Annotated in this window: 17 protein-coding genes and 3 tRNA genes; 15 read left to right on the top strand and 5 right to left on the bottom strand. The window is 46.3% G+C overall.

Features of this window, described 5'->3' with window-relative positions; all coding sequences use genetic code 11:
• Positions 1 to 17: 17 nt before the first annotated feature.
• Genes COW20_14710 through COW20_14725 form a run of 4 tightly spaced genes read right to left on the bottom strand, consistent with a single transcriptional unit; the run spans position 18 to position 5,244 of the window.
• Positions 18 to 1,496, bottom strand: coding sequence for a hypothetical protein (locus COW20_14710; GenBank protein PIW46865.1), 1,479 nt, complete (start codon positions 1,494 to 1,496; stop codon positions 18 to 20).
• The gene (locus COW20_14715) at positions 1,475 to 2,680 is read right to left on the bottom strand and encodes an L-2-hydroxyglutarate oxidase (protein PIW46866.1); all 1,206 of its coding nucleotides are present in this window, start codon (positions 2,678 to 2,680) and stop codon (positions 1,475 to 1,477) included. The genes COW20_14710 and COW20_14715 overlap by 22 nt, the downstream gene beginning before the upstream one ends.
• Positions 2,681 to 2,698: 18 nt before the next feature.
• Positions 2,699 to 4,555, bottom strand: a complete 1,857-nt coding sequence (locus COW20_14720) for a hypothetical protein (protein PIW46867.1) — start codon at positions 4,553 to 4,555, stop codon at positions 2,699 to 2,701.
• Between the two features lie 44 nt (positions 4,556 to 4,599).
• Entirely contained in the window at positions 4,600 to 5,244 is a 645-nt protein-coding gene (locus COW20_14725) for a hypothetical protein (protein ID PIW46868.1), read from the bottom strand.
• 417 nt (positions 5,245 to 5,661) lie between these two features.
• On the opposite strand from COW20_14725, the gene fsa reads away from it, so the two are divergent.
• The 12 genes from fsa to COW20_14785 all read left to right on the top strand — a co-directional run bounded on the left by fsa (position 5,662) and on the right by COW20_14785 (position 13,840).
• Entirely contained in the window at positions 5,662 to 6,312 is a 651-nt protein-coding gene (fsa, locus tag COW20_14730) for a fructose-6-phosphate aldolase (protein ID PIW46869.1), read from the top strand.
• Positions 6,312 to 6,746, top strand: coding sequence for a hypothetical protein (locus COW20_14735; GenBank protein PIW46870.1), 435 nt, complete (start codon positions 6,312 to 6,314; stop codon positions 6,744 to 6,746). The genes fsa and COW20_14735 overlap by 1 nt, the downstream gene beginning before the upstream one ends.
• 313 nt (positions 6,747 to 7,059) lie before the next feature.
• A tRNA-Thr gene (locus COW20_14740) sits at positions 7,060 to 7,134 on the top strand.
• Positions 7,135 to 7,149: 15 nt separating this feature from the next.
• A tRNA-Tyr gene (locus tag COW20_14745) sits at positions 7,150 to 7,232 on the top strand.
• 7 nt (positions 7,233 to 7,239) lie between these two features.
• Positions 7,240 to 7,312 (top strand) — tRNA-Thr (locus COW20_14750).
• A gap of 82 nt (positions 7,313 to 7,394) precedes the next feature.
• Positions 7,395 to 8,000 (top strand): NADH:ubiquinone oxidoreductase subunit J, encoded by a 606-nt coding sequence (locus COW20_14755; GenBank protein ID PIW46871.1) that lies wholly within the window; start codon positions 7,395 to 7,397, stop codon positions 7,998 to 8,000.
• The gene (locus COW20_14760; GenBank protein ID PIW46872.1) at positions 7,990 to 8,316 is read left to right on the top strand and encodes an NADH-quinone oxidoreductase subunit NuoK; all 327 of its coding nucleotides are present in this window, start codon (positions 7,990 to 7,992) and stop codon (positions 8,314 to 8,316) included. Before COW20_14755 ends, COW20_14760 begins: the two co-directional genes overlap by 11 nt.
• Positions 8,317 to 8,329: 13 nt before the next feature.
• A complete protein-coding gene (locus COW20_14765) occupies positions 8,330 to 10,330 on the top strand; it encodes an NADH-quinone oxidoreductase subunit L (GenBank protein ID PIW46884.1) in 2,001 nt (666 codons plus the stop codon).
• Positions 10,330 to 11,862, top strand: a complete 1,533-nt coding sequence (locus COW20_14770) for an oxidoreductase (protein ID PIW46873.1) — start codon at positions 10,330 to 10,332, stop codon at positions 11,860 to 11,862. The genes COW20_14765 and COW20_14770 overlap by 1 nt, the downstream gene beginning before the upstream one ends.
• 12 nt (positions 11,863 to 11,874) lie before the next feature.
• Positions 11,875 to 13,365, top strand: coding sequence for an NADH-quinone oxidoreductase subunit N (locus COW20_14775; protein PIW46874.1), 1,491 nt, complete (start codon positions 11,875 to 11,877; stop codon positions 13,363 to 13,365).
• A gap of 39 nt (positions 13,366 to 13,404) precedes the next feature.
• Complete coding sequence (locus COW20_14780; GenBank protein PIW46875.1) at positions 13,405 to 13,611, top strand: hypothetical protein; 207 nt, start codon at positions 13,405 to 13,407, stop codon at positions 13,609 to 13,611.
• A 4-nt stretch (positions 13,612 to 13,615) separates the two neighbouring features.
• On the top strand, positions 13,616 to 13,840 hold the full coding sequence (locus COW20_14785; GenBank protein PIW46876.1) for a hypothetical protein: 225 nt from the start codon (positions 13,616 to 13,618) through the stop codon (positions 13,838 to 13,840).
• Positions 13,841 to 13,844: 4 nt separating this feature from the next.
• Here COW20_14785 and COW20_14790 read toward each other — a convergent pair whose 3' ends face one another.
• On the bottom strand, positions 13,845 to 16,460 hold the full coding sequence (locus tag COW20_14790; GenBank protein ID PIW46877.1) for a hypothetical protein: 2,616 nt from the start codon (positions 16,458 to 16,460) through the stop codon (positions 13,845 to 13,847).
• A gap of 259 nt (positions 16,461 to 16,719) precedes the next feature.
• On the opposite strand from COW20_14790, the gene COW20_14795 reads away from it, so the two are divergent.
• The 3 genes from COW20_14795 to COW20_14805 all read left to right on the top strand — a co-directional run.
• Positions 16,720 to 17,190 (top strand): hypothetical protein, encoded by a 471-nt coding sequence (locus tag COW20_14795; protein PIW46878.1) that lies wholly within the window; start codon positions 16,720 to 16,722, stop codon positions 17,188 to 17,190.
• Entirely contained in the window at positions 17,183 to 17,953 is a 771-nt protein-coding gene (nusB, locus tag COW20_14800; GenBank protein PIW46879.1) for a transcription antitermination factor NusB, read from the top strand. Before COW20_14795 ends, nusB begins: the two co-directional genes overlap by 8 nt.
• The coding region (locus tag COW20_14805) for a hypothetical protein (GenBank protein PIW46880.1) at positions 17,950 to 18,996 on the top strand (1,047 nt) is incomplete at its 3' end. The genes nusB and COW20_14805, both read left to right, overlap by 4 nt.

An 18,996-nucleotide genomic window follows, 5' to 3' on the forward strand; every position in this document is an offset into this window, starting at 1 on the left:
TTGTCAGCCTTATTTTTTTAGAGATTTTGCATGAGCTTGAAATAGAAACGGCTGGCCTGAGCATGCGCTGTGATAGCAATCCGTTCATTGCTGCCATGAATCCGATTTAAATCTTCTGTGTTTAAATACACAGGTTGAAAACGGTATTGGTTCTTACATAGCTTTTGGTAGTGTCGGCTGTCGGTTCCGGCCAGTACCAAGGAGGGGGCTACGCGCGCTTCTGGAAAAACTTCACGAATTGTTTGGTGGAGAAGTTGAAACTCATTTCCCTCAATCTCTGATTCCGGGGCTGCCTCAGAAGAAAATCCTGGGTGAGGGTCAATTTTAACCCGTGGATCCGCAATTTTTTGCCTGAGCTTTGCCAAGACTTGGGCTTGTGTATCCCCTGGTAAAAGACGGAGATTGAGTGTGGCTTTGGCTTGGGCAGGTAAAATATTTTCTTTGGGGCTGCCAACGAGCATGGTCGGCGCTACCGTGGTGTGTATCAGTGCTGAGGTAGAAGGTTTGGCTGAGAGTTGTTTCAATAAAAGTGGTTGAAAGAGCCAAAGATTGGTCAGTACCACTTTTGACAAACCAGGCATTTCAGGGGCCAGCCAGGCAAACATGGCTTGGGCAGCAGCACTCAGACGGGCTGGAAAAGGGTTTTTCTGAAGACGCACCAAGGCCTGGGCCAGGATCTGGATATTGCTTTCAGCGGGAGGCATAGAAGCATGTCCTCCTGCTTGAGCCACGCTGAGATCAACTGAGAGATAGCCCTTTTCAGAAATGCCGATCAGGGCAATGGGAGGCTTCATTCCAATCATGTTGCCAGGTACGATCACCAAGCCCTCATCCAGTGAAAAACCGCAATTCAGCTTGCGCTTCTGGAGTGTTTTGGCGATAGCGGCTGCTCCTTGTTGGCCTCCGATTTCTTCATCATGACCAAAGGCCAGGTAAATTGAGCGTTTTGGCTTGATTCCTGCTTTGAGCATGGCTTCGATGGCTTCCAGCAGAGCCAGTGCACTTTGTTTATCGTCAATGGCGCCCCGTCCCCAGATATGACCTGCTTGGATCCGACCCGAAAAAGGAGGGGCTTGCCAAAGATTTTCTGTGCCTTTTTCTACAGGCACCACATCCAAATGGGCTAAAAAAAGGGCTGCAGGTTGTTCTGGTGCAAGACCGGGAACGTGAATCAAAAGACTGCTTTGATTGACCCTTTCAGGTTTGAGGATTTGAAAGGTGAGGGGGAAAGCTTGAGCGAGAAAAGCATGCAATTTTGTAAATTCTACCTGCTTCTGCGAACCTTCCCCAGAGACTGTCGCAAACTGGATTGCATGCGAGAGCCTCTCCGCCATTTGTGCTGAGGGTGCAGGATCCTGTGTAAAGGAGGGGGGAGAGACGAGTTGGTGTGATGGGGTTTGCAAGGTGTGGAAGGTCAGGACTGCTGTCAGGAGCATGAAAGCTGCGCCGATGCTTAAAAACAAGGCTCTTTTATTCATCTGATCTTTGAGATCCAATTTTTATTGAGGTATTCTGCAAAGGCAAAAGAACAGGTAAAAGCCGGTGAGACAGCATTTAAAACATGCAGGCTGTGTACATCGCCTTCAATTACAAAGTCTTGTACCAACTCAAGGGTTTGTTTATTTAAGAGTTGGGCCCGAATGCCCGGAGCCAGAAAATGCTTGAAGTCTTTGGGATCAATTTCATGTACCAAATGGCGCGCCAACTGTGCGAAATGGCTGCGTGCATATTTGCGTATTTCACTCAGGGCCAAATCTCGGAAACCAAAAGCATTGCCGAGAAACAATCGGCTTTCGTACCAGACCACTTCAGCAAATTCCTGAAAATTGAGATTGTTCAGGCCCTGGTAATTTTCTCTCCAAAAGGCAGGAATGGCAGTCGGGCCAATTTTTACGTGGTTATCAGCAGTTTTTGTAAAATGCACACCCAAAAAGGGCTGGCGAGGATCGGGAACTGGGTAAATATGCGTGCGGATAATATTTGGGTTTCCATTGTAACCCAAATAAATACCTTTAAAGGGAAGCAAGGTGTATTTTGAGCCAAAGCCAAAATCCTGAGCAATTTTATCGGCATAGAGCCCCGCGCAATTGATTACCATGCCAGCCTGATAAAGCCCTTGATTGGTATAGACCCTGTTTTTACGCTGATACAGATACTGATGGTTGAGTTGGATTTTAATCCCCATTTCCAGCAGTTCGTGTTTCAGGTTTTGGCAAACTTTTTGAGGTTGGGTGGTCGCTGTGTCAGGTGAAAAGAGTGACCAACCATGGGTCTTTGCGTTGGGTTCAATGCTTTGAGTTTCTGCTTCATTCAACAGCTCGACCTTGACTCCATTTTCCAAGCCTCTTTGATACAGGCGTTTGAGACCAGGAATCTCGGCTTCGGAACGAGTCACCACCAATTTTCCGCATCGGTTTAAAGGCAGTGCGTGTTCTTGGCAATACGCTTTTAGGGAACGGTTTCCCTCCACACAAAGGCGTGCTTTGAGACTGTCACTGGGATAGTAAAAACCCGCATGCAAGACCCCACTGTTTCTGCCGGAAGCATGTTGGGCTACGTCTTTTTCTTTTTCAAGCAAGGTAATTTGGAGATCTGGATAGGCGTGTTTGAGGGTTTTGGCCAAAGACAAACCCACGATCCCGCCTCCAATAATCAGGAAGTCAGGAAAGTGGGTTGACACAGATCAGCGATTCAGGTTTTAGCCACCGCAGCCAGGCAAGGGGCGCAGTGTCAGTGACAGATCGGGAGCAAAATTAACGACACCTGGCCTTACATTCAAAAGTGTAGCCGAATTGGGTACAAAGCAATCAGCCAAAACTTCATCTGTATCCGTTAGCAAACCGGCCACAACCATGACACGTGAACCTGTGGACACGTTTTTCAGATAATAGCTATTATTGCTTAAGCGCACTGAACGGTCTGCATTGGTCAAAGAGTCCTTGATACGACGCAAGAGATCGGGGTTCCTTTCAAGGGCGCCATTCGGGCCAGTGGGTGAAAAATATTCACTGTCAGCAATGTCAACATAAGCAACTTTCAGATTATTGAAATTGATTTTACTTGATATATCTTCTCCCTTTTCATTGATGACCACCAATTTACCTTTTACATCGCCAACGCCCATTACAGGACGAACTCGGAAAAGGGTAATCAAATCGGTTGAAATCGTGTCTTTGGGAGGAATGAAGACACTGATACTTTTTTGGGTTTGCATGCCCGTCATTGAAATTGTGATATTCTGGCGCCCGCCAGGAACATTGTCCAAAACAATACTGTAAACAATATTTGGTGCCACTACGGCTTGAGGAAAGATTTTTACTTCGCCGAGTGCATCTGTTCCTTTCAGATCGAGTACGGGAGCAGGTGGATAAGAAATCTGACGCGTGATATCGGTTCCTTCGATATTGACCAAAGTTTCCAGTCCAGGTTTTCCTGCTGTATCTGTTGTGCGCACGCCCAAACTATTGTGGTAGACGTCTTCCATTGTGCCATCGCCATTCAGGTCGTAGTTTGCGCAGTTAAAGCCCACCACGCAGCCCAAGGGGGGAATATTGGGATTATTATTGGGATCTCCAAAACCTGGGGCATCTTCTACCTTGAAATTAATTTGAACCGATCCAACAGGTCGCAAATTCAGATTTTGTTTTACTGGAGTGGGTTTGCCATCCTTGATTTCAGCTGGCCTGACTTGAATTGCCGTGCCTGTATAACCATCAATGGCTTCAGCCTCAAGGGTAAAGGGGCCGAGAGGAGCACCATTCATCGAAAATTCACCCTTGTTGTTTGTTGTTGCTGAAATACTTGTACCAGCAATCTTTACTTTAACTTTGTTCAGAAAAATATTTGAATTGGTGCTATCTTGGATAATTCCACTGACACTGCGTACATTATTGGTGTCCAAAGTAACGATTTGCTTGGTTTTGAATTCGCTGACGTTGATAGTAAAAGGTAAGCTACTATCATCTAAAACAATTTCAACTTGATCACTGACCACATCAAGGACAAAGCGTCCATTGGCATCGGTGGTTGCCGAGCGAAAGGAAAACTCTTTGTCCCTGATCAAGATACCCGAAAGTGGGGTTTGATTGGGATCGAGTAGAATGCCTGTAATCGATTGCGCTTGTTCTTTGGGGGCTTCAGAAACCATTTGAATGGCGCTTAGATTAATAACTCTTCCAGGAAATAATCGCATACTCCGGCTATAATCAGCCCGTTGAATGCGGACAATCACTTCTTCACCTGTTTTTTCATTGTTTGCTTGAATGGGGATATTGCGAAGAAAAAAGTTTCCCAATTGATCTGTTTGAGTTGTGGACAAAACTTTATTATTTTTATCAAGAATCTCAATGGACACGACTTCTTTGGGAGGAACCAAGCGCCCATCTGTCGCAGTTCCAGTATAAAGCGCCCCAGTAATCGCTCCCTCAGAAGTGCTGGTAGAGCTAGCCTGAGAACCGGTCAGGACTCCGGAGGTGTTTTGGCAGGCCATAGGCAGTGTCAAAGCGACAAGTAGAGAGGCCAGGCTGTTAACCGAAAGGCGGCGAAGACTTTTCATGGGTTTTTACTTTTTCCTCCGAGGCGGTCTCATATCATATTTATTTAGGGGCGTATATTATTAATCTGGGGGCTGGGGGTTGCTACAGGAGCGGCAGAAGGTGTTGTAGACGGTGCAGGAACAGGAATCTGACTATTGTCAGAGAAAAGCAATGATTCAAAACGTAAAGGGAAAGATGTTTTGACAGAAATATCATAGCCATTAAAATCTTTGCCAATGAGTTCTACATATGCGGTTCCATCTGTGACACGAGGGGCACGATTACCGGGATAAACAACACTCCGTAAATCAGTGTCAACACTCATGATCTTAATTTGGATATCCACTGTTCCACTTGCAGGTAAAGTCTGACTTAAAGGATATTCTTTTATCGGAAGGGACGTCCCATCAGCCAAAAGGTATTCGACTTTAAATTTTTTGAAATCAACACGGGGCAGTGCGGGTTTATTCTCTATTTTAAGAGTAGGTTCAGTATAAGTATAGACAATAGCGGGAATGCCATCCACAACTGAGCTGGATTGACGAATTCCGACGAATGAACCTGAACTTTGTTGAGTACCTGCTGCGACATCGGTGATGCGTAACTCTGCCCAGGGATGAAAGGGGTTATTCAGACTTGAACATGCCACACCTGTCAATAGAACAAAACTGGAAAGAAATGAAAGTTTAATACACGTTTGCTTCTTCAAGGTCCGATTACTTCCTGCCACAATACTTCTTAAGATATCTTAACATAGTTTCATATAAATCACGGTGCCATATTGAAATTTCGTTCAAGCAGTCAATTAATTATATTCAGTCATCCTTGCAAAGAGTCAAGTTTTTTGATCACAGTTAGTTTCTCTTTGCTCTCCAATAATCGCTCTCTCGGAGGAGATAAAGCCTGTGATATACTGAATATCCATTCAAGTTGAACAATGAAATTTAGAATTTGCAATTATAGTTTAAAAGCTTAAGTCTTTAAAATATAACATGGTTCTATTTTGCTTCACTGTTCAAAGTCATTGTACCCCTGTCAACCCAGGTTGTATACATGGGGCATGATACCCATGAAATGAATTATGAAACCTTAAATTTACCATGTGTTTAGATGGAGGCCCTTTAAAATGCAGTTTTTTATAGATACAGCCAATATTGATGAGATTCGTGATGCCGCCAGTTGGGGGATTATTTCTGGTGTTACGACCAACCCTTCTCTGGTTGCCAAAGAAAGCCGTCCTCACCGAGAAATTATTGAAGAAATTTGTGCCCTTGTAGATGGGCCTATCAGTGTAGAGGCCTTGAGTCTGGATTGTGAAGGCATGCTCAAAGAAGCGCATGAGTTTGCGACCTGGTCTTCCAATGTGGTGGTGAAATGCCCAATGACGGTTGAAGGTATCAAAGCCACCAAGCAACTTTCTGCTGAAGGCATCAAGACCAACGTAACTTTGATCTTTACAGCGAACCAAGCTTTGCTGGCTGCGCTGGCGGGAGCGACTTATGTTAGCCCTTTTGTGGGGCGTTTGGATGATGCAGGTCAGGATGGCATGGCTCTGATTGAAGATATTCGTACAGTTTTTGATCAGTATTATTTTGAAACTCAAATTTTGACTGCCAGCGTGCGCCATCCGCAACATGTGTTGCGTGCGGCTCAATTGGGGTCAGATGTTTCAACTGTGCCTTATAAGGTTCTGAAGCAACTTTTCTACCATCCCTTAACAGATCTGGGCATCGAGAAATTTCTTGCCGACTGGAAAAAATCCAGCCAGGGGCAATAATGTCAAGGTTCTTCTCTGCGGCTGTTGTTTGTCTTTTGATCGGCTCTTTATCGGGCTGTGAAAGCTTTCAGAATCTATGGGAGCAGCCTGCCCGCCAAATGGAGAAGCTGCAAAAAGAGAACAGGCAGTTACGTCAGGAAGTGGATACACTGCGTGAAAAATTGGCCCGTTCTGATGCTGAGGGTGTTGTGAATCAAGTCTTGGTGGGTTTATATGACCTCAGGCATGGGCTTGAAAAGTTTGCACTTCAGAACAATGGAGAGTATCCCCATGCAAATAATATCAACGAGTTGCAATCGGTTTTGAAAAATTATTTGCCGGAAGGTTTCTCAATCGAAGCGGTCTACCTTGAAAAAATCCGTTCTCAGAAACGGGGTTATATTATGATCGCGAATGTAAAGGGCCAGGAGATAGTGGTCAGCAATCTTCTCTAAGAGCTTTGAATTCCGCTGAACCCGTGTGAACACAGCCATCTCGGCGGAATTCAGAGAAGATCCTTTTGGGTCTACTTGTGGTCTGTTCGAGAAGCGTGTAATATGTACTACTGTTATGACGGTGGCTGAAATCTTCCTGATAGGAAGCAGTTTCTGGCTACTTAACAGTTTGAAAGCGTCTATCGCAAATAGATTTATTTGCTTAAAGTGTAGATCTTGATCTCTGCGTTTCGGCTTGATTGATGGCAAGAAACAAAAGTCATACACACCCTGTTTGTTTTGCTTAGTAAGTAAGCAGGCAGTTGGTGCGCATGCCGATGTAGCTCAACGGTAGAGCAACGGTTTTGTAAACCGTAGGTTGTAGGTTCGATTCCTATCATCGGCATCAGCCCCGAACGTATACGGGAGGATGGCCGAGTGGTTAAAGGCGGCAGACTGTAAATCTGCTCACGTACGTGTACGCTGGTTCGAACCCAGCTCCTCCCACTTATACGCCCAGATAGCTCAGTTGGTAGAGCACATCCTTGGTAAGGATGAGGTCACGAGTTCGAGTCTCGTTCTGGGCTCTTTAAATTCTATCCAGAATAACTCAGATATATTTGATAGCAGCATCATGACAGCAGCAGTACACCAAGGACACGTAAAACCATGACGTTCCGATTTGCAGACAAAATTGTCTTCGGTTTGCTTTTCGCTGCGGGTTTTTTGCTTCTGACCAGTTTGGTTCTTTTCAATTTTGGAACAACCCTCGCTTTTTATCTCCTTTCAATCACCCTTCTGGCTTCTGCAACAGGCGTTGTGCTTCTGCGGGATGTGATTCGCAGTGCCTTTCTGCTCGCGCTTAGTTTTTTATGCGTGGGGGGCTTATACGTAACATTGCATGCTGATTTCCTGGCTGCAGCTCAGATTCTGATTTATGCCGGTGCTGTCTCTATTCTCTTTGTCTTTGGGATTATGTTGATTCGCAATGGCGGTAAAAATCTGCAGGAATATGGCGCAGACTTCAGAGGTCTGGCTGGGATTTTTGTTTTTCTAGGCCTTTTTTCCTTACTGGCCCAAACGGTTTGGAAAGGGCAATGGCATCTCGAAGGAAGTACGACCCCAGCTGATTTGAACACGGTTGCTGAAATTGGCAAACTCTTCTTTAATCAATATTTGATTCCCTTTGAAATCGCTTCGGTTATTCTCTTGATGGCTTTAGTTGGCGCGATTGTGATTGCACGTAAGGAAGTGGCTTCTGAAAATGGCCAATGAAATTTTAAATATTGGACTGAAACACTATCTGCTTGTGGCGGCTCTTTTGTTTTCGATTGGTTTGTTTGGCCTGATTACTTCCCGCAATCTGATCAAGGTTCTGATGTCGATTGAGTTTATTTTGAACGCTGCCAATATTAATTTTGTGGCTTTTTCGCATTATGTAACACCCCATGAGTTAACCGGGCAGGTCTTTGCGATTTTTGTGATGACTATTGCCGCTGCTGAAGCCGGTGTCGCGTTGGCGATCGCGCTTTCGATCTACAAACACTTTCAGTCCGTTGATATGGACAAGATCCATCTGATGAAATGGTAAGCCGATCATGAATATGCCCTTTCTTACTCAAAATGCATGGCTGCCAGCCTTTTTTCCGCTTTTGGCAGGCACTTTGATTTTTATCCTGGCTGCCTTTCAGCGCAAAGCCAATCAAGCGGCAATTGGAATTTCAATCACAGGTGTTTTACTCGCTTTCGTTGCTTCCTTGGGTTTATTGGGGGCACGATTCGCTGATTCCGGACACGCTTTGCAGGGTTCTCTGCGTTGGTTAACGGCTGGCCAGACCGAAATAGCGATGGGTTGGTCGGTTGATAATCTCACCGCCATGATGTTAGTCGTGGTGACGTTTATCAGCCTTTTGGTGCAAATTTATTCCGCAGAATATATGTCGCATGAAGAGGGCATTCCCCGCTATTATGGCGCCCTATCGTTGTTTACTTTCTCTATGCTTTTGCTGGTGCTGGCCGATAATCTCTTGGTGCTTTATATGGGCTGGGAACTGGTGGGGGTTTGCTCCTATCTCTTGATTGGTTTCTTTACGTTTAAGCCCGAAGCTGCCGCTGCAGCCAAAAAGGCCTTCCTCGTCAATCGCATTGGAGATTTTGGTTTCTTACTGGGAATTTTGATTCTGTTTTATATGACGGGCAGTCTTCAGTTTTCTGTTGTGACAGAGGCGGTGGCCGCTGGTAAACTGCCTGGGGCACTTCTGGCGCTGGCAGGCATTCTGCTCTTCTGTGGGCCGATTGGTAAATCCGCTCAGTTCCCTTTGCATGTCTGGCTTCCCGATGCAATGGAAGGCCCAACGCCTGTGAGTGCGCTGATTCACGCTGCTACCATGGTTGCTGCTGGCGTCTATATGGTTGCGAAGCTGATGCCGCTTTTTGCACAGGCCACCAGCCCCCTGTTTGGTTCTTTTCTGGTGCTTGATGCGATTGCCTGGATCGGGGGTATTACCGCTTTGCTGGCTGCTGCCATTGCCGTTACGCAAACCGATATTAAACGGGTTTTGGCCTATTCAACAGTCAGCCAATTGGGCTTTATGATGATGGCTTTGGGCATGTACCAGGCCACTACGGAAGCAGGGCATCTTCAGATTATTCCTCTGGGGTATACCGCAGGTCTATTTCATTTGATGACCCATGCTTTTTTCAAAGCGATGCTGTTTTTATGCTCGGGCAGTGTGATTCACGCTGTTCATTCCAATGATATGCGTGTGATGGGCGGGCTGCGTAAATTTTTACCTGTAACGGCCCTGGCTTGTCTGATTGGCACTGCTTCTATTTCTGGCTTTCCTTTCCTGACTGCTGGTTTCTGGAGCAAAGATGAAATTCTGCTGGCGATGTGGGAAGCCCATTCACCTCTGTTTGGATTGGCTGCCCTTGCGGCTGTACTCACCGCCTTTTATATGTTCCGCCTCTATTTTATGACCTTTGAAGGCTCCTACCGGGGTGAGCTTGCTCCTGAGCAGATCCATGATTCAGGTTGGTTGATGAAGGGACCCCTGGTGATTTTGGCAATTCCTTCACTGCTTGCAGGTTTTGTGGGCACACCCTGGACACCCCCGGCTTTTCATATTCATTCTTTTCTGCACTTTTCGCCAGTCGGGCATGAAGCTACAGGCCATGCTGTGGCAACCCATACCGGTTTAAACCCTGTTGTTTTGGGCGTTTCCCTGTTCGTTTTTCTGGTTGGTTTGGGTTTGGCCTGGGCCATGTATGGTTCGGATAAACCCGCACTTGCTCCTCAAGCTTTGGCTGAACGCTTTGCGCCTTTGCACAAGGCTTCTCTTAACCGCTTTTATTTTGATGAACTCTATCTGCTTTTCATACGTTGGGTCGTAATGGGCTTTGCACGTATCAGCGCCTTTTTTGACAAATATATTCTGGATGGCCTTTTGGTCAATGGAGTGGGTCTGTTTACGATTGGAAGCAGTGAAACCTTAAAATACCTCCAAAGTGGACGCATTGCCTATTATGCCTTAAGTGTGGTCAGTATTTTGGTGGTTCTGCTTCTGGCCTTTCTGAAATTGGGCTTTGGAAAGGTAGGGATGTAATGCAAACCAATTCATTTCTTTTAACAACGCTTATTTTTCTACCTGTATTGGGTGCGCTTTCCTTGTTTTTCGTGCGCAGCCAACGCTCCCATATTTACCATTGGCTGGCTGCTGGCTGGAGTGGCTTGACCTTTCTCTTGTCTTTGTTCGCCTTGAGCCAGTATCAGCATGGGCTTCACAATGCCTCTGGCAAAGCCATTTTTCAATTGGTAGATCGCCTGCCTTGGATGCCAGCGATGCATATTCAGTACCAGGTGGGGGTGGATGGTCTCAGTCTGCCCATGGTTTTACTGACCACTCTGATTGTTTTCGTGGCGGTCTTTGCCTCTTGGGGGATTCAGGAACGCAGCCGGATGTATTTCATGATGCTCCTGATCATGGAAACAGCTGTTTTGGGTGTTTTTACTTCCCTTGATTTATTTCAGTTTTTCGTGATGTGGGAGCTTGAACTGATTCCCATGTATTTCCTGATTGGATTGTGGGGAGGACCCCGTCGCGGCTACGCTGCGATTAAGTTTATTCTTTACACCATGTTGGCCAGTGCCTTTATGTTTATTGCATTTTTGGCCATTTATTTCTTCTCACAGCCGCATACCTTTGATGTGATTGCGTTGCTTGAAAATCATAATTCGCTCTTGGCAACTCTGGCGCCTTCTTTCCAGATTCTGGTTCTGGTTTCCCTTTTGCTTTGCTTCTGTGTGAAATTGCCAATGGTGCCTTTTCATACCTGGTTGCCAGATGCGCACGTTGAAGCGCCTACTGCAATCAGTGTGGTGCTCGCGGGTGTCTTGCTCAAAATGGGTGCCTATGGCATTATCCGTTTCGGCTTTGGTTTCTTTCCCGATCTGATGAAACAATTGGCTGTTTTTATTGCGGCCTTTGGCATGATCAATATTCTCTATGGCGCACTGCTTGCGCTTGCGCAAACAGATATGAAACGGGTGATTGCCTATTCCAGCGTCAGCCATATGGGCTTTGTGCTCCTGGGATTGGCTGCAATGAACCCCATGGGTTTAGATGGCGCGATTATGCAAATGTTTACCCATGGCACGATTACAGCACTTTTATTTATCTTTGTCGGGGTGGTTTACGATCGAACCCATACCCGTGTGATTGCTGATTTGGGGGGCTTGAGCGCGAAAATGCCTCTGGCTTCAGCTTTCTTTGTGATGGCGGCCTTGGCTTCAGTCGGGGCACCCGGCATGAGTGGCTTTGTCAGTGAGTTTTTAATTTTTGTTGGCAGCTATGGCAACCATCTGAAAGGCATTCCCCATTTTGCGATTCAATTGTTTACCGTAGGCTCTGCTTTGGGGATTATTTTGGGGGCGGGTTATACCCTGTGGTTGACCCAGCGCGTTTTCTTTGGCAGTTTGCCCCAACGCTGGCAAGAGCTGACGGATATGAACCGAGTTGAACTGTTTAATGTTGTGATTTTGACCCTCTTGGTGGTTGCACTTGGCTTTTACCCGGCTCTGTTGATGGATATGATCAACCCTGCCGCTGAGCAGTTGATATCCCTTTTGCCGAAATGAAGGAGTTGAGTAGTGGACTTTACCGTCATCATACCTGAAATTCTAGTTTGCCTGACCGCATTGGCGGTGATTGGTGCTGATTTATTCAATGATCAGGACGAACGCCGGAGACGTGGGGTGATGGCCTTTATTTCTGCTGCGGGTTTAAGCATTGCCCTGGGGGTTCTGGTCGGGGCCCATGCTGGGGGCTATTTTGGCCTTGAGCGTTTTTACGGAGCCTTTGCACCTGATCATATGAGTTTGTTTTTCCGCTTTGCACTTTTGCTTTCGGCGTTGATGACGATCATGCTTTCGGTGCAATATGTTCAGGATAAGATCCGCCATGCGGCTGAATTTTATGCTTTGATTTGTTTAGCGACTTTGGGCGCAATGTTTCTTTCTGCGGCCACCGAAATGCTTACTTTTTACCTTTCACTTGAACTTTTAAGTCTTTCCTCTTTTGTGCTGGTGGCTTTGCGCAAAGACAACCCCAAATCTGCAGAAGCCTCTTTGAAGTATCTGGTTTTTGGAGCCCTTTCTTCAGGCTTGCTTTTGTATGGCCTTTCTCTGATTTTTGGCATGACTGGCAGTATTCAGTATGCCCAGATCAATGCCTATTTCTCTCAAATTACCCAAGGCCTGCTGGATTCAAATGGTTATCTGACTTTGCAACCGATGGTGGCTATTTTCTTGATTTTGGGGGGGCTGGGTTATAAGGTCGCCGCTGTTCCCTTTCATATGTGGGCGCCCGATGTCTATGAGGGTGCGCCTTTGCCTGTCACTGCTTTCCTGTCGGTCAGTTCAAAACTTGCAGGCTTTGCCGCCCTGATTCGCATGACGCAAATGCTGGATAATAATTCTCTAACCCCTGTCTGGGTGCGTCTGGTATTTCTCTTGGCGATTCTGTCGATGTCCTTGGGCAATATCCTGGCGATTGCACAACGGGATATCAAACGGATGTTTGCCTATTCCAGTATTGCCCAAGCGGGTTACTTGCTTTTAGGGGTGGCCGCCCTGTCGAATTTAAGTTCCCGTGACATGGCGATTTCAGGACTTTTGTTCTATCTTTTGGTCTATGTCTTTATGAATCTGGGCGCTTTTGCAGCGATTACCCATCTTTCAAAACAAATGGGCAGCACAGAAATTATTTACTTTTCTGGATTGGGTGCCCGTTATCCTTGGTTTGCCTTTGTTTTAAGCGCGTGTCTGCTGTCTCTTACCGGACTTCCTCCTTTTGCCGGTTTTACAGGTAAATTTTATCTGTTTGGGGCTGTTACCCAAATGGGAACGGGTTACCTGTGGATCGTTCTTGTGGCCGTTTTGAATAGCGTGGTCTCTCTCTATTACTACAGCCGCGTAATTCGCATGCTTTATTTTGGACAGAGTACTGCCGAGTTTGAACAAAAATCATCTCATCCGGCCTTGATGATGGCGAGTATTTTGGGGCTTGTGGGTATACTGGGACTGTTCCTGTTTCCAAGTTTTGTCCTGAATTTTCTCGCATCTATTCATAGCTTGTTATAATCCTATAATTCGATTAAGGTAAACGAGGGGAATTTCTCAATGGCTGAAAAAAAAGGGGGCTTATGCCCCATCATGAGTTTTCGTGCTTCTTTTTCAAAGGATGCGGCAGTTCCTTGTGTAGGTGATAAATGTGCTTTTTGGGATGACCTTTATGGCAAATGCGGCCAGATTGCCCAGGCCGAAAGATTGTCTGATTCTCTGCAACGGGTACATGAAAAACTTCATGATATGATGATTAAAATGTAGGCGGATGTTAAAAAGTCGCCGCCAAGGCTTTGAAGTGGAGTCGGGCGAAAACCCGGCTCCGATGTTTGTAACGCACTGGTATGTACTCAAGCAAGCTTTGGTTTTCGCTTTGTTTTCAGTTCCCTTTTTAAGCGGGCTGGGTTTATTCCTGGCCCGCTTGTTTCTGCGCCCTGCTGATCAGCCGATTGGCATACTTACCAAAGTGCAGGGCACTGATACCGAAGCGTAAATTTTTAGCTGTCCACCACAATTTGAACAGAGTCCAAATAACTGCGTAGCTTGATGAGATTTTCTGCGATTAGCTCCTGATTTGAACCGGTTGCACCTTTTTCGAGGGCTTCTCCAATTTCAGTAACGCCGGTGAAGCCAAAAATGCCGCCAGCGCTTTTCATGCTTTTGCCCAGGACGCGGATCAAGCCAAAGTCTCCATTGTTTAAGGCTTCTTCGATTCTTACCAGATCTTGTTGTCTTTTTTCAAGAAAAGCAGGGGCATGTTCTGCCATATCTGCTCCAATGTGTACGATCGTTGCTTCCATTGAACTGGAGTCTGGAGTCTCTGGTTCTGTAGGCTGAAGCAGGGAGATTTGATCTGCCCAGAGGGGAATGTGTTGAACCAGAACCGAAAGTAATTCTTCTTTGGTTTGTGGTTTTTTGACCAGGGCCATAAATCCCTCCTGGTCTTCAGGGCTGTCGCCTTCTGAGAGCAGGCCAACAATCGGCGTTTGACCCCGATCTTCTTTTTTCTCCCAGTTCCGGATATGCTCGGTTGATTTTCTACCATTCATCACGGGCATATTCAAATCCATCAAGAGCAGATCAAAGGCTTTTTCTTTAAACATTTCAATTGCTTTTCTGCCATTGTCTACATAACTAAAAATCACAGGATAACCGGATGAAAACTGTTGAAATTCAAGCATGGTTTCAAGATCATCATCGACCAAGAGAATCGCACAGGGTTCGAGCCCTTCTAAAAATTCAGGATTAAAATTCACAGGAAGTGCAGGCACGGCTGAATGCTCGTGGGCTTCTGTTTGAGCGCTTTCATTTACCGGCTGGGTTCTTGTCTCTTCAGGGATCTCTTCTTCTGCCTCTGCTTCTTCAGCGATTTCATCATTGGCAATGGTTTGAATCCGTGAGGTATTGGTTTTTTCCTGAACAGGCTCAGGAGCGCTTGGGAGAAACGCAGGGGCAGGCGTTTCTGGATCAAAATCCGGAATATGACGGGGTTCTTCGTTTGAAAATGCGAGTTTGAGGTTGAAAAGAAAGGTGCTGCCTTGATCCCGCAAGCTGTTAAACCAGATTTTTCCCTCTAAATCATTGATATACTGTTTGGCTTGTGTCAAGCCCTTGAAGGTCAGTCCTTTGGGAAGTGCGCCCGTTTCAAAAAGACGGCGGATGCCTTCCTGGGTCGTTTCGTCAATGCCATGGCCCGTATCCCGGATCATAAACAGCAGGGTTGCGGAATGGTCGTCTTGTTCTGCCAAGCGTACCTTGACCAGAATATTCCCTTGTTCCGTATGGCGCAGGGCGTTGTCCAAGAGTTGGTAAAGAATGTGCTGAAGACGGTTGGGCTCACCTGAAAATGCATCGGGTACATCATCTTCAACGGAATGAAAAATCTGTAATCCACGGGTTTGAGCGGTTTGATGAAAGAGGAATTTGAGTGAGTTGACGACCGCGCGCAGGCTGAAGGGCTGGGTGGGAAGAACCATTCCATTCTGGGCATTTTGGGTCAGTCCTTTGACAGGTTCGGGGGGCAATGCGCCTTCGATCAGTTCACAAACGTGTTGGTGAAGGGTTCTAAGCTCAGACAATTTTTCTTTTTGGCCTTTGGAAGGCACCAATTCCTGAATCAGGCGGCTGATCTCTCCCAGGCTGGTTTCGAGACCGGAACTCTGCAATTTCTCGAGCAGCAGCCGGGGCCGCTTTAAGATTTTTCGTTCAGAGGTGTCACGGGCAATCAGGCAGACAACATGTTTTTCGCGCTGTTCAAAAACAGAGCAACTGACTTCAACTTCCAGCCATTGATTGGCTTTGTTTAAAAAACGAGCTTCATCCCGAACCAAAAGTTCAGTTCCCCGAAAACGTCGGAAATCGATCCATTCATCAATTTTAAGCGGCTCGCCTTCCATGATATCGTAAAGCGTCAGGGAGAACATTTCATCAGCGTTATAACCCAACATGACATTGAAAGCAGGGTTGGCTTCTGTGATCTTTTTTGTTTGGGGGTCTATCAGAAACACAGCATCAGCATTTTCATTGACTATTTTACGGTAGCGTTCTTCATTAAAATGAAGGGCATCAAAGGTCCATTTTTGTTTGGTGACGTCATTGAAACTCGCGACAAGCACCGAACTTCCAAAAATTTTCAAGCGGTTGAGGCGCAGTTCAATCGGAAAGATCGAGCCATTGGCGCGATTCAGTACAATGTCCCAGCGGCGTGAGAATAAATTGGTATTGGGGTCTTTTTGTCCTTCTTGAACGCATTGGTAATATTCCTGGCCTTGGGCTGTGGGAAAGAATTTTTCAAAAGCAGAAACACCAATTAAGTCTCTCGAGGGACGCCCTAAAACGCGTTCAGCCAGTTTGTTCAGACCGAGAATTTTTCCAGAAGCATCTAAAATGACCAGACAGTCAAAGGAAACTTCACCCATCGCTTGCAGGCATTGCCGGTAGAATTCGGCCCAAAGATTCTGTTCTGCAAGGCTGATCTGTGCTTCGTCAAAATGACTGTTGCTTTGCTTGATTAATTCAAGATAACTTGAAATATAGAGGCGAAATTCAGGCTGATTTTTGAATGTGGTTTCAAAAAGTTGAGTAAGTCCTGCCGCTGCGGTCTCTGATGACATGATGCTTCAATTCCCTCTGACTGGTAGTTCTGATAATCGATGCAAGCCGTGGCGTCTAGCGGGTGTGGCTTGTGAACTGCACTTACTATGTTACCTGAAAACAGGGGGTTTAGGCAGTTCAAATTTGAGGATCTGCTTTGAAGATTTAGGTTTCTTGATATAAAAAGAAGAGCGCTCTAAAACATATCCCTTCATTTGAGGGGAATGGTATGATGTATACGGTTTTTATCTTGATCCTTGACAAAGAGGCGTCATTTTCATGCTGCAGTTTTTAAAACGCCAGACAACTTTTTTTCGCTATGTTGCTGTGGGTATTTTAGGAACAGCAGTCGATCTGGGAACCCTTTATCTGCTTACGCATTTGAGTGGAATAGATCCCCGCAAAAGCTGGCTTTTTCCATTTTTCGTGACTTTGGCTTTTCTCTTTGCGGTTGTGAATAACTATATTCTCAACCGTCTCTGGACCTTCGAGAGCAGAGGCAATCAAGTATCCTCTGAATTTTTTCGCTTTTTCCTGGTTTCACTTGGCGGTTTGGCGCTCACACAGGCTTTGATGTGGGTCTTTGTTTCTTTGCTTGGCGTTTGGTATATGTTGGCCAAGGCTTTGACCTCGATGCTTGTTTTGGTTTGGAATTTTGGTTTGAATAAATTCTGGACCTTTCGTAAACCCTCTGCCCCCTCAGTACAAAACCAGGAGACTATGACATCTACGATTGCAACGGTTGGTTAAATTTAAATTTATGGTTTCTATTCATCCCCCTCACAAAACATTGAGCTATGCCCGACATATTGGGCGTGAGTTGGCTTTTTTAACAGTTTCTTCTCTGATGCAACAATCCCAAGAAGAACATGCAGATCAGATTTTACTGGAAGAACTTTTAGAGCGTTCAGTCAGGGTTTTGCTTTCAGAAGCAGAAGACGCGCTCTTGACCTCTGGAAAAGCGCTTCAGGAAGTACACGAAAAACTGTCTTCCTTTGAACTGGAGGAGAAAATAGTTCTTTCAGCGAAGGACCCTCAACGTCAGATTCGTCAGAAGATTGAAGAAATGAAAGCTTTTCAGGCCGCCCTCCTGCTGCAGACAGAGCAGATGGAGAGGGCCAGCCATCTTATGGAAGAGTCGATGCAGATCCCGCTTTTGCGTATTTTGGCGGATACCCCGCAAATTCGCGAATTTGCGCTTGAGTTGGCTGCACAGTATCGCAAACACCGGGTGCAGATTGATACCGAGGTGGATGCGATCTCTCCTGAATGGCCTTTGGAGCGCATGAACAGCATTGACCGGGATTTGATTCGGGTGGCTGCGGCAGAAATGTTTTATGATCCTTTCGTGCATCAGATCGGTGGTGATTCTACACCTTTGCCGGTGGTGATTAATGAAGCCGTTGAGCTTTCGAAAAAATATGGAACAGGCGATTCTCATCGTTTTGTAAACGGTGTTTTGCGCAACCTGATTTCAAAGGCCGAAGAATTACGCCGGAGTTATCGCGCATGAGTGAAGACGTCCGCCCCCGTAAAAAAAGTCTTTGGAAAATCTTGAACACGCCCGTTCAAGATCTGTTTAAAGAGGATGGGTGGGTCGACCCTGCCGCTGCAGAATCCGCAGAAACCACAGAGAGCGTAAGCCAAGAGCCTCAAAGTGAGGCTCCCGCTGCGCGGGTTGAAACTGCGCCTGTTTTAAAAACTGAAGCAGCCCCGCTTGATTTGCAGGCAACAGAGCTTTCTGAATCTCAATCTGAAAGGCCTGAACAAGCGCCTGTTCCTGCCGAAAATCTTGCGCCTGAAGCGTCTGTAACGCATGCCGCTCCGGATGCTCTCAGCGAGACGTCCGAAGCTCTTGCTGAGGATCTCAGTGCCCCTGCGTCAGAACCCGATGTTTCAGAAGAATCAGAAGCAACAGTGGTAGCTGCCGAAGAGGTTTCTGAGTCTGAACCTCAAGAGGGAGACTGGCTCAAAAGTTTTAAAGGCATGTTGTGGTTAGGCATTGGCAAAGAAAAGCCGCGTGTTCCGCAACAGGAAAAGCAATCCTGGCTGGCCCGATTTCGTGAACGCTTAAGCAAAAGTCGGAATCATCTGGCAGATAATCTGCACCGTCTTGCCAAAGGGCGTACCAAAGTAGATGAAGATATGCTTGAAGAGCTTGAAGAAATTCTGCTGCAAAGTGATATGGGCATTGCTACAACGGATCGCATTCTGGACTTTCTGCGTGCTGAAGCCAAGAAACGTCGCTTTTTGCCCAGTGAAGTGGTTCCTGCCCTGATGAAATATCTTGAAGAAGAAATGCAGAGCGAACCTTTCCGGGTAGAAGAAGGCAAATTGAATATTGTTTTGGTGGTCGGTGTCAATGGCACAGGCAAGACGACCACTGTGGGCAAAGTAGCTGCCAAATTGAAGATCAGTGGCTACAAGGTGATGTTGGCTGCCGGTGACACTTTCCGTGCTGCAGCGATTGATCAATTGGCTGTTTGGGGCAACCGTGTCGGCTGCCCTGTGATTCGACACAATGAAGGCGCAGATGCTGCCGCTGTTGTTTTTGAC

The organism is bacterium (Candidatus Blackallbacteria) CG13_big_fil_rev_8_21_14_2_50_49_14, from assembly GCA_002783405.1.
Taxonomy (GTDB): Bacteria; Cyanobacteriota; Sericytochromatia; order UBA7694; family UBA7694.

Coding starts and splice junctions, on each gene's coding strand:
- COW20_14720 (PIW46867.1), bottom strand. CDS start 4,555: ATGAAAAGTCTTCGCCGCCTTTCGGTTAACAGCCTGGCCTCTCTACTT.
- fsa (PIW46869.1), top strand. CDS start 5,662: ATGCAGTTTTTTATAGATACAGCCAATATTGATGAGATTCGTGATGCC.
- COW20_14735 (PIW46870.1), top strand. CDS start 6,312: ATGTCAAGGTTCTTCTCTGCGGCTGTTGTTTGTCTTTTGATCGGCTCT.
- COW20_14755 (PIW46871.1), top strand. CDS start 7,395: ATGACGTTCCGATTTGCAGACAAAATTGTCTTCGGTTTGCTTTTCGCT.
- COW20_14760 (PIW46872.1), top strand. CDS start 7,990: ATGGCCAATGAAATTTTAAATATTGGACTGAAACACTATCTGCTTGTG.
- COW20_14765 (PIW46884.1), top strand. CDS start 8,330: ATGCCCTTTCTTACTCAAAATGCATGGCTGCCAGCCTTTTTTCCGCTT.
- COW20_14770 (PIW46873.1), top strand. CDS start 10,330: ATGCAAACCAATTCATTTCTTTTAACAACGCTTATTTTTCTACCTGTA.
- COW20_14780 (PIW46875.1), top strand. CDS start 13,405: ATGGCTGAAAAAAAAGGGGGCTTATGCCCCATCATGAGTTTTCGTGCT.
- COW20_14785 (PIW46876.1), top strand. CDS start 13,616: ATGTTAAAAAGTCGCCGCCAAGGCTTTGAAGTGGAGTCGGGCGAAAAC.
- COW20_14790 (PIW46877.1), bottom strand. CDS start 16,460: ATGTCATCAGAGACCGCAGCGGCAGGACTTACTCAACTTTTTGAAACC.
- COW20_14795 (PIW46878.1), top strand. CDS start 16,720: ATGCTGCAGTTTTTAAAACGCCAGACAACTTTTTTTCGCTATGTTGCT.